We start from the raw sequence: 9,958 nt of genomic DNA on the forward strand, positions 1-9,958 counted from the left end.
TTATTGGGCCGGTTATTTGCGCAGCAGGAACACCGCATGTTCCGCGAACAGATTGGCGTTCGCATGGGTGGTTTCCCGGTCGCCCTTCAGAAACCACTGGCCATCGATGGTCCATCCCCGTTCGCGCACCAGCGCCCGGAAATCGTCCACCGTAACATGATGGATGTTGAGCGTGTCGTACCAGGTGTCGGGCAATAACCGCGTCACCGGCATGCGGCCGCCCCACATCAGCGACAGCCGACCCCGCCAATGGGCGAAATTGGGAAAGGATACGAAGGCCTGACGGCCGATCCGCAGCAGTTCCTCCACCACCTTGTCCGGCCGCCGCGTCGTCTGCAGCGTCTGGCTGAGGATCGCATAATCGAAACTGGCGTCGGGATAATAGGCAAGGTCGGTATCGGCGTCCCCCTGCACCACCGACAGGCCCCGTGCCACGGCGGCGGCCACATTCGATCCGTCCAGTTCCAGGCCGCGCGCGTCCACCTGCGCCCCGTCGCGCAGCGCCGCCATCAATGCGCCTTCCCCACACCCCACATCCAGCACGCGGGCGCCCTGCCGCACCGTACGCGCGATCAGGGACAGGTCGGGACGCAACATGTCGGTCATGCCCGGCCACCCTTCAGAAAACCGTCGACCACCCGGTTGAGTTCGGGCGATTCGAGCAGGAAAGCATCATGGCCAAAGGGGCTGGACAGTTCTACGAAACTGGCCTGCGCGCCCGATGCGTTGAGCGCGTGGACGATGATCCGCGATTCCGCCGTCGGATACAGCCAGTCGGTATCGAAGCTGACGAGGCAGAATCGCGCCCGCGTCGCGGCAAAGGCGCGCGCCAGCGACCCGCCATGATCATCCGCAATGTCATAATAGTCCATGGCGCGGGTGATGTAGAGATAGGAGTTGGCGTCGAACCGGTCGACGAAGCTCAACCCCTGATGCCGCAGATAGCTTTCCACCTGAAAATCCGCGTCGAAACCGAAGGTCTTGGCGTCACGCCCCTGCAGGCGACGACCGAATTTCTCGGTCAGGCCCGCTTCCGACAGATAGGTGATGTGCGCCGCCATGCGGGCCACCGCCAACCCGGCGCTGGGCACCTGACCATCGGCATAATAGTCGCCGCCGCGCCAGTTGGGATCGGCCATGATCGCCTGACGCCCCACTTCGTGGAAGGCGATATTCTGCGCGCTGTGCCGTGCGGTGGACGCGATGACGATGCAGCTTTCGACCCGATCGGGAAACAGCGTGGGCCATGTCAGCGCCTGCATGCCGCCCATCGATCCGCCGATGACTGCGGCCAGCCTGTCCACGCCCAGATGGTTGAGCAGCGCCGCCTGCGCCCGCACCATGTCGGCAATGGTCAGCACCGGGAACCGCATCGCATGCGGCGCGCCGGTCGCGGAATCAATGCTGGCCGGGCCGGACGACCCCATGCAGCTGCCGATCACGTTGGAACAGATGATGAAATGGCGCGCGGGATCGACCGGCTTCCCTTCGCCCACCAGCCGCCACCACCATCCCGGCTTCCCCGTCACCGGATGGTCGGACGCCACATATTGGTCCCCGGTCAGGGCATGGCAGATCAGGATGACGTTGGATTTGTCCGCATTCATCCGCCCATAGGTTTCATAGGCGATGTCGACCGGGCCAAGCTGCGTCCCGCTCGACAGGTGCAGTGGCCCGGCAAGGCGTGCCTGTCGGCGCAGGCCGAAACGATTGTCTTCGCTAAGGGGAACTGTGGCCATGATGTCGCCGGGGCTAGGACCGGGACCGGGCGCTGTCAATCTGGGCGATCCCGCCCAGTGACGGTCGCCATGGCGCCCGATCCCCTTTCCTACTGAAGTCGTGCCTGATTTAACATGGCGGATACAGCGGTCCCACGCCCTTCCATGCCCCGGCATGTCCCTGATATTGGCGCCGCCACCCCGATGGAGGGGTGACGCTTCGGGGGACGCGTTGCAGGCGCCTTGAGGACGCTTTACGCCATTATCCCTGGACTATGGTGTGAACTTCGGTGAGCCGCGCCGCCATCACCCGTTTCAGTCGCTTTGCCTTTTGAATGGAAGCCGCTAAAGCCCGCATCCATGACAAAACCAGCTCCCAAGGATTGGATACTCGGCATTCACGCCTATGTGCCGGGCAAGGCAGCGGCCGATGATGGCCGTCCCCTCATCAAATTGTCGGCCAATGAAAATCCGCTCGGCACCGGTCAGGCCGCGCGCGACGCATTTCTGGCGGCGACGGCCGACATGGCCACCTATCCCGATCCCGGCGCGACGAAATTGCGCGAAGCGATCGCGGCGGTCCATGGGCTGGAGGCGGATCGCATCATCTATGGCACCGGGTCGGACGAACTGCTGCATATCGCCGCATCCGCCTATGCCGGGCCGGGGGATGAAATCCTCTATGTCCGCTATGGCTTTGCCGTGTACGACATCGCCGCGCGCCGGGTCGGCGCGACGCCGGTGATCGCCCCGGACAGCGATTATGCAACCGACGTCGACGCGCTGCTGGCCGCGGTCACGGATCGGACGAAGGTCGTCTTCCTCGCCAATCCCAACAACCCCACCGGCACCCTCACCAGCCGGGAAGACATTGCCCGGCTGCATGCCGGGTTGCGCGCCGACATCCTCTTCGTCCTCGATCAGGCCTATGCCGAATATCTGGACGATGGGGAGGATGATGGCGGTCTGGAGCTGGCGCGCCATGCGTCCAACGTCTTCGTCACCCGCACCTTTTCGAAGATTTACGGGCTGGCGGCGGAACGGATCGGCTGGGGCTATGCGTCGGCGGATATCATAGACGCGCTGCATCGCATCCGCGCCCCGTTCAACGTCACGACGGCGGGGCAGGCGGCGGCGGCCGCAGCCATCGGCGATCGTGCATGGGTGGAACAGAGCCGCGCCCAGAATGCGCAATGGCGCGACTGGCTGACCGGCGAAGTCGCTTCGCTGTCCAACCATGGCCTGCGCGCCGTGCCCAGCAAGACCAATTTCCTGCTGATCCTGTTCGAAGGCAGGCTGACCGCCGAGGCCGCGATGAAGGGGCTGTGGGACGAAGGCTATGCCACGCGCTGGCTGCCCGGTCAGGGGCTGCCGAACGGATTGCGCATCACCATCGGCACCCAAGCGCAGATGCGCGCCGTGGCGGCAAAGCTGCGCGCCATGGCGGAGGCGGCCTGAACCCATGCTGCCCTTTACGCGCGTCACTATCATCGGTCTGGGACTGATCGGATCGTCCCTCGCCCGCGCCATCCGGGTGAACATGCCGACCGTGCGGGTCACCGGTTATGATGCCGATTCGGCGGTGCGCGAAACGGCGCGGGCCATCGACCTGACCGACGACGTCACCGATACGGCAGGCGCTTCGGTCACCGACGCCGATCTGGTGATCCTGTGCGTGCCGGTCCGCGCCATGGCCGCGGCAGCGGCGGAAATCGCCGACGATCTGCCCGTAGACGCCATCGTCAGCGATGTGGGGTCTTGCAAGGCCGACGTGCTGGCACAGCTGAACGCCGCCTTGCCGGGGCGGACCATCATCCCCGCACATCCGGTGGCGGGGACGGAAAACAGCGGACCGGAAGCGGGCTTCGCAACCCTGTTCAAGGGCCGCTGGTCGATCGTCACCCCGCCCGCCGATGCCGATGCCGCCGCCGTGGAGAAGGTCGCCGAACTGTGGCGCCGCGTGGGCGCGGACGTCGAACTGATGGACCCGGCGCATCATGATCTGGTGCTGGCGGTGACCAGCCATCTGCCGCACCTCATCGCCTACACCATCGTCGGTACGGCCAGCGATCTGGAAAATGTGACGCAGAGCGAGGTGATCAAATATTCCGCCGGCGGTTTCCGCGATTTCACCCGCATCGCCGCGTCCGATCCCACCATGTGGCGCGATGTATTCTTGGCGAACAAGGATGCGGTGCTGGAAATGCTCCAGCGTTTTTCGGAGGATCTGTCGGCGCTTCAACGCGCGATCCGCTGGAATGACGGCGACGCATTGTTCAACCTGTTCACCCGCACCCGCGCCATCCGCCGGTCGATCATCGAACAGGGGCAGGATGATGCGAAGCCGGATTTTGGCCGGTCGCATTAACCCCTGTCCTACATGCCCAGAGCATGATGAAGTCGGCTGGAACAGCCGACGGCTCGCACCATGCGAAAAACAAAAGATGCTTAGGGCCTGATCCGATTCGATCCAGTCGGACCAGGCTCTAGTTGAGCGCGTTGATCGCGGCGTGGACGCGGGCTTCGGCTTCCCTGCGGTCGAGGCCGACGGGCACGATGTCGCCCACCTTATAAGTGATGATGCCGGGCCGTTTCATGAATTTGCCGCGCGGCGATACCCGGCCGCTGTCAATGGCGATCGGCACGACCGGCAGGCCGAGCAGGCTGTACAGCCCGGCAAAGCCTGACTTCAGCGGCGGGGATTCGCCATGGGGGACGCGCGTACCCTCCGGAAACAGGCAGATGGCGCGGCCCTGCGCGATCCGGTCTTTCGCCTCCGCCCGCAATGTCCGCAGCGCGCTGGCGCCCGCAGCGCGTTCGATGGGGATCAGGCCGTAGCGCCGCGCAATTCCGCCCCACAGCGGAATGTCGAACAATTCGCGCTTCGCCCCGATGGCAGGCCGATCGAACAGGCTGAGCATGTCGATGGTTTCGAACATCGATTCATGCTTGATGATATAGAGATAGGGACCGATCGGCAGATCGCCTTCCACCACCACCTTCTGCCCCAGCAGATGTTGCACGCACCAGCGATGATAATGGCTCCATTGGGTGGCGGTCCGCTGGATGGTGAGCGGACTGGTCCAGGCAAAGGTCATGGCCCACAGGACGAAGATCAGGCTGCCGCTGTAGAAAGCCAGCATGAAGAGGAAGGATCGGATTGCGGTCATCATGGGGCGTCCGTTTCAGATGCCGATCAGCGCGGCAATACGGCGCAGCAGATATTTATTATATTCGCGCGCCAATATGGTGAGGCTGGGACGGCTGGGCACCGCGTCATAGACGATCGTCATCCGCCCGTCCGGCATGGATTGCCGCAGTTCCAGCGCGGCGCGGCGCATATGCCAGTCGGTGGTGATCAGGCGCACCGTCTTATAATCGCGCCGTTCCAGCCAGCGGGCGGTTTCCAGCCCGTTGGACCGCGTGTCGATGGCTTCGCGGCCAAGCGTGATGCAACAGCTGAACAGGCGTTCGGGCGCCTTATACTGCACCGCCAGTTCGACCGGACGGACCGATCGGTCGACGCCGGAAATCAGCATCCGCTTCGCCGCGCCATCCTCCAGCAGGGCGATGCCCCGGTCGATGCGTCCCGCCCCACCGGTCAGCACGACGATGGCGTCGGTCTGCCGCCCATCAAGCGGTTGCGGCAAAAAGATCGCGAACCAGGCAAAGCCCAGCATCCAGCCGAGCAGCGTGACGGCAAACAGCCGGACGATCACAGCGCCCGGCCCAGCGCGCGCAGCACGGTCCAGCGCGCGGTCAGCATGGCGAGGACCGCACCAAAGATCGGCAACACGGCAAGGATCAGCCAGCCGGGCGTATCGAGGCTGACGGCGGCAATCAGGTCCGATCCGGTCGCCGACAGGCGCAGGCCGATCAACAGGATGACGAAGGCAGCGAAAGAAAAGCCAAGCGCGCTGCCCATCATCGCGTCTAGGCCGATGCGGCGCTGGAACAGGCGAGCGATCTGTACGTCGGTCGACCCCATCAGGTGCAGCACGTCGATGGTGCTGCGATGGCTGTCATGTGCGCCCCGCGCCGCCAATATGACCACCGCGCCGGTCGCAAGGATCATCAACAGCACGACCGCCGCCGACAGCCAGCCCAGAGCCGTCATCAACCCCGCAAGCGGCAACAGAAAGGCCGCATGGGGTTCGATCCGCAATTTGGGCGACAGGCCGGACAGCAGGCGGCGCAGGCCATCGAGCTTTGCGGGCGCATCGCCCGGCGTCAACATGACGTCGATCAGCGCAGGCACCGGAAGGTCGCCGCTGGTCGCCGCATCGCCCAGCCATGGGCGCAGCTGGTCGGCGAGCACCGCCGGGTCGACCGCGTCGGCGGAACGCACGCCATCAGCCCTGCGCAGGGCGGTGAGGGTTCGGGCGGAGAGAGCAGCGCGGGCCTGCGGATCGGCCTCCACGACCTGCACGCTGGCACGCCCGGCAAGGTCCGCGCTCATCGACCGGACGGCGGCGCCAAGGCCAAGGGCGGCGGCGGCGGCCAGCACGGTCAGGAACATCATGATCGCGATGATCCAGGGCATCGGCCCCGCCAGCCGGCCGCCGGGCAGCAGGCGATGACGCGCGGCGGCGGCGGCCTTCCGATCGGCGCGACCGGCCATCAGGACCGGCCCTGCGAATGGGGTGGATAACGCAGCGTGCCCATGGGATCGGCCAGCCGCCCCTTGTCCAGCTTCATCATCTGCGCGCCCGACACCTGCGCGATCATCGGCAGGTCATGGGTGGCGACGACGATGGTGGTGCCCAAGCGATTGAGCGCTTCGAACAGGGTCATCAGCCGACGGGCCATGTCAGCATCGACGTTGCCGGTCGGTTCGTCGGCCACCAATATTTCGGGACGACCGATGACCGCACGGGCGATGGCGACGCGCTGCTGTTCACCGCCGGACAGGGTGGCCGGCCGCGCCTTACCCCGATCGCCAAGGCCCACCCAGTTCAGCATTTCGGCAACGGGCGCCTCGATCTCCCCCTCCTCCATCCCCGCGACGCGCAACGGCAGGGCGATATTGTCATAGGCGGATAGATGGGGGACGAGGCGGAAATCCTGAAACACCACGCCGATGCGGCGGCGGAAACCGGGCAATCTCTTGCGGGGGAGCGTCACCACATCTTCGCCGAACAGGCGGATGACCCCGCGGCTGGGGCGCTGGGCCAGATAGAGAAGCTTGAGCAGCGACGTCTTGCCCGCGCCCGATGCGCCGGTCAGGAAATAGAAGCCGCCGCTGGACAGCGAGAAGCTGACATCGGACAGGGTTTCACTGTCCAGACCATAGCGCAGGCCGACATTTTCGAACTGGACGATGGCCGACATGTCTTGAAATTTCGCGCCGCCGCGCTCCCTGCTTCCCGTTGCATCAGCCATGGCACAGCGGGCGCCCCGCCGTAAAGCCCGGCCCGCACGATGCCGCGAGTCGCAGCAGAATGACTCGGATTATCGTTGCACGCTTGCGCGCGAGTCCCTGCCATGCCTATGAAGCGAAATGATCCTGGTGTGCCCCAATTGCGCGACCCGTTATGTCGTGCCCGACAGTGCCGTCGGCATGAATGGCCGCCAGGTCCGCTGCGCCGCCTGCAAACATAGCTGGTTTCAGGGACCGCCGGTCCTGCCGCCGCGCGAAACGCCGGTCGAAACGCCTGCGCCAGTGGCCGCGCCCGAACCGGTTGCGCAGCCTGTCCCACCGCCGCCGCCTCCACCGGTGGAAGCGGCGCCCGCCCCGGTCGTCGCGCCGCCCGTACAGATGGCTGACGCCCCCCCGATCGCGGTTGCCGAACCGGTCGTGGAACAACCGGCGCCCGCACCCTATGCATCGGCGCCCGCACCCTATGCATCGGCGGTCGCGCCAGCGCCTGCTCCGGCCAGCGCAGCGCCAGCGGATCACCGGTTCGACGATATCTATGCCGGTGCGCCGGTCGATGCGGCGGAGGAAAGCCGCTTCGTGCCCGCGCTGCCATTCAAGGCGCGGCGCAATCCGGTGCGGCTGTGGACCTATGCTGCCATTGCCTTCTGCCTGATCGTCGCGGCGGCGGGCGGGGCGCTGCATTATTTCGGGCCGCCCGCCTGGATGGTGTCGATGGGACTGGTCGCCGAAGAGGGCGATCCGGACCTGCTTTTCTACCTGTCCAAGCCCGCCGAGCGACGCAAGCTGCCGACCGGGGAGGAATATTTCGCGTTCGGCGCACGAATCGTGAATAGCGGGACGCAGGCATTGCCGGTGCCGCCGGTGCTGGTGCAACTGCGCGACCGGCAGAACCGGCTGGTATTCAGCTGGACCACGAAGGCGGACAAGACGCGCCTGAAACCGGGCGAGGAAGCATCGATCAACGAAAGCCGGATCGACATTCCCAAAAATGCGGAAAATCTGTCGCTGACCTTCGTCCAGTAAGGAAAAACGGCGGGGGTCGCCCGCCGCTTCGCGTCGATCAGGGGTAGCTGACCGTCTTTGGTCGACCCTGCGGGATCGGGATGAATTCCTGATCGTCGCCGGGGATCAGGGGGAAGCGCATGGCTTCCCAATCCTCGCGCGCCTGCATCAGCCGGTCCTGACTGGAGGCGACGAAATTCCACCAGACATGGCGCGGGCTGGTGAAGGCTTCGCCGCCGCACAGGACGACACGGCCGCCATCGACGCTCATCAGCGTAGCCGATGTGCCGGGACGCAGGACGTAGAGCGTCTGGGGCGCGAGCATCATGCCGTCCAGCGCTGCGTCCCCGCCCGACACATAGATGGCACGTTCGTCGGCGGACGGTTCGATCGGAATGCGGCCGCCGGGCGTCAGCTGGATGTCGGCATAGATGGTCTGGGCATAGGTGGTGACGGGCGAGCTTTCACCCCAGAGCGACCCCATGATCACGCGGGCGCGAACATGGCCGTCGTCGATCACGGGCAGGCCGCCTTCCGACACATGTTCGAAGGCGGGGTCCATTTCCTCGAACCGGTCGGGCAGCGCCAGCCATGTCTGAATGGCCGACAGCTTCGATTCCTTGAGCCGTTCGTCATCGGGCGAGCGTTCGGAATGGACGATGCCCTTGCCCGCGGTCATCAGGTTCACCGCCCCGGCTTCGATCAACTGCTCGCTGCCGAGCGAATCGCGGTGGAGGAAGGCCCCTTCATACATGTAAGTGACGGTGGCGAGGTTGATGTGCGGATGCGGGCGCACGTCGATGCCCTGCCCCGCGCCGATCCGGGCCGGTCCAGCCTGATCGAAGAAAATGAAGGGGCCAACCATCGTGCGCCCCTTTGCCGGGAGCGAGCGGTGAACGCGGAAGTCGCCCAGATTATGGCTGGTCGGCGTGATCGTCTGGATGATCAGATCTTCTGCGGTCATCAGGCTTCTCCGGGGGCGCGGGCCTTTATGGCGAGGGCGTGGACTTTTTCCGCCAGCAAATCTGCGAGCGCGGCATTCACCATGCGCTGACGGGCGACGCGGTTCTGGCCGGTGAAGCGGTCCGACACGATTTCCACCGTGAAATGGCTTTCGCCCGACCCGTCATGCCCCGCATGACCGCGATGCTTTTCGCTGTCGTCGATGACGGCGAGATGCGCCGGGGACAGGGCAGCGCGCAGGCGCGCATCGATTTCGGTGGCTACGGGGCCTTTGAGGTCTGTGGTCATGCGCCCTATATAGGATGCTTTGCCGACAGATCATCAGGACAATCTTGAGCAGCGATCCTTTCTCCACACGCCGTTTCAACCGTTTCCATGGCCGGGTGGAAAGCGACCGGCCCTGCGCCGTGCCCGGATGCCCGGAAGCGGGCGAGTTCCGCGCGCCGCCACCCGAAGGCAGCCGGTCGTCGGCGCAGGAAGGGCCGCAATGGCGCTGGCTGTGCCTGGACCATGTGAAGGCGTTCAATCAGGGTTATAATTTCTTCAACGGCATGTCGCCCGAAGAAATCGCCGCCGCCCAGCGCCCCTATGCCGGATGGGAGCGGGAAACGCGGGCCTTTTCATCCAACGCGCACAGCCCGCCGCCCAAATGGGCGGATTTTTCCGATCCGCTGGACGCCATCGGCGCCAAGTTCAAGGAACGGGTGGCCAAGGCGCGGGCCGATGCGCAGGTGCGGCAGGATGGGCAGTTCCTGTCGGCGGACGACCGCAAAGCATTGTCGGTCATGGGCCTGCCCGTGGATGCCGACCGCAAGGCGCTGCGCAGTCGTTACACCGAATTGCTGCGCCGTTATCACCCCGACCATAATGGCGGCGACCGCAGCCATGAAGGCGC

The 9,958-nt window shown here is 65.3% G+C and carries 12 protein-coding genes; 4 read left to right on the forward strand and 8 right to left on the reverse strand.

Features of this window, described 5'->3' with window-relative positions; all coding sequences use genetic code 11:
- Positions 1 to 12: 12 nt before the first annotated feature.
- Entirely contained in the window at positions 13 to 606 is a 594-nt protein-coding gene (gene metW, locus ACOJSJ_RS06190; protein WP_420144116.1) for a methionine biosynthesis protein MetW, read from the reverse strand.
- Positions 603 to 1,739: a homoserine O-acetyltransferase MetX gene (gene metX / locus ACOJSJ_RS06195; RefSeq protein WP_420144117.1), complete on the reverse strand. Its 1,137-nt coding sequence runs from the start codon at positions 1,737 to 1,739 to the stop codon at positions 603 to 605. The genes metW and metX overlap by 4 nt, the downstream gene beginning before the upstream one ends.
- A 339-nt stretch (positions 1,740 to 2,078) precedes the next feature.
- Between metX and hisC the strand changes: the two genes are divergently transcribed.
- Together hisC and ACOJSJ_RS06205 are read left to right on the forward strand one after the other, a co-directional pair.
- On the forward strand, positions 2,079 to 3,176 hold the full coding sequence (hisC, locus tag ACOJSJ_RS06200) for a histidinol-phosphate transaminase (protein WP_420144118.1): 1,098 nt from the start codon (positions 2,079 to 2,081) through the stop codon (positions 3,174 to 3,176).
- 4 nt (positions 3,177 to 3,180) lie between these two features.
- Positions 3,181 to 4,086, forward strand: coding sequence for a prephenate/arogenate dehydrogenase family protein (locus tag ACOJSJ_RS06205; RefSeq protein WP_420144119.1), 906 nt, complete (start codon positions 3,181 to 3,183; stop codon positions 4,084 to 4,086).
- Between the two features lie 118 nt (positions 4,087 to 4,204).
- On the opposite strand, the gene ACOJSJ_RS06210 is transcribed toward ACOJSJ_RS06205, so the two are convergent.
- From ACOJSJ_RS06210 to ftsE, 4 genes are read right to left on the reverse strand one after another with little or no spacing between them, the layout of a single operon-like run.
- Positions 4,205 to 4,891: a lysophospholipid acyltransferase family protein gene (locus ACOJSJ_RS06210; protein ID WP_420144120.1), complete on the reverse strand. Its 687-nt coding sequence runs from the start codon at positions 4,889 to 4,891 to the stop codon at positions 4,205 to 4,207.
- Between the two features lie 12 nt (positions 4,892 to 4,903).
- Positions 4,904 to 5,437 (reverse strand): YdcF family protein, encoded by a 534-nt coding sequence (locus ACOJSJ_RS06215; RefSeq protein WP_420144121.1) that lies wholly within the window; start codon positions 5,435 to 5,437, stop codon positions 4,904 to 4,906.
- Positions 5,434 to 6,339, reverse strand: a complete 906-nt coding sequence (locus ACOJSJ_RS06220) for a cell division protein FtsX (protein ID WP_420144122.1) — start codon at positions 6,337 to 6,339, stop codon at positions 5,434 to 5,436. The genes ACOJSJ_RS06215 and ACOJSJ_RS06220 overlap by 4 nt, the downstream gene beginning before the upstream one ends.
- Complete coding sequence (gene ftsE / locus ACOJSJ_RS06225) at positions 6,339 to 7,049, reverse strand: cell division ATP-binding protein FtsE (RefSeq protein WP_420144123.1); 711 nt, start codon at positions 7,047 to 7,049, stop codon at positions 6,339 to 6,341. Before ftsE ends, ACOJSJ_RS06220 begins: the two co-directional genes overlap by 1 nt.
- A gap of 169 nt (positions 7,050 to 7,218) precedes the next feature.
- On the opposite strand from ftsE, the gene ACOJSJ_RS06230 reads away from it, so the two are divergent.
- Positions 7,219 to 8,121 (forward strand): MJ0042-type zinc finger domain-containing protein, encoded by a 903-nt coding sequence (locus tag ACOJSJ_RS06230; protein ID WP_420144124.1) that lies wholly within the window; start codon positions 7,219 to 7,221, stop codon positions 8,119 to 8,121.
- A 37-nt stretch (positions 8,122 to 8,158) separates the two neighbouring features.
- Here the strand turns inward: ACOJSJ_RS06230 and ACOJSJ_RS06235 are convergent, their stop codons facing one another.
- Together ACOJSJ_RS06235 and ACOJSJ_RS06240 are read right to left on the reverse strand one after the other, a co-directional pair.
- On the reverse strand, positions 8,159 to 9,064 hold the full coding sequence (locus tag ACOJSJ_RS06235) for a pirin family protein (RefSeq protein ID WP_420144125.1): 906 nt from the start codon (positions 9,062 to 9,064) through the stop codon (positions 8,159 to 8,161).
- Positions 9,064 to 9,351, reverse strand: coding sequence for a BolA family protein (locus tag ACOJSJ_RS06240; RefSeq protein WP_420144126.1), 288 nt, complete (start codon positions 9,349 to 9,351; stop codon positions 9,064 to 9,066). The genes ACOJSJ_RS06235 and ACOJSJ_RS06240 overlap by 1 nt, the downstream gene beginning before the upstream one ends.
- A gap of 44 nt (positions 9,352 to 9,395) precedes the next feature.
- Here ACOJSJ_RS06240 and ACOJSJ_RS06245 point away from each other — a divergent pair.
- Positions 9,396 to 9,958, forward strand: a 563-nt coding sequence (locus ACOJSJ_RS06245; protein ID WP_420144127.1) for a J domain-containing protein, incomplete at its 3' end; no start/stop codon positions are given.

Origin of the sequence: Sphingobium sp., from assembly GCF_048594625.1 — a bacterium.
Taxonomy (GTDB): domain Bacteria; phylum Pseudomonadota; class Alphaproteobacteria; order Sphingomonadales; family Sphingomonadaceae; genus Sphingobium.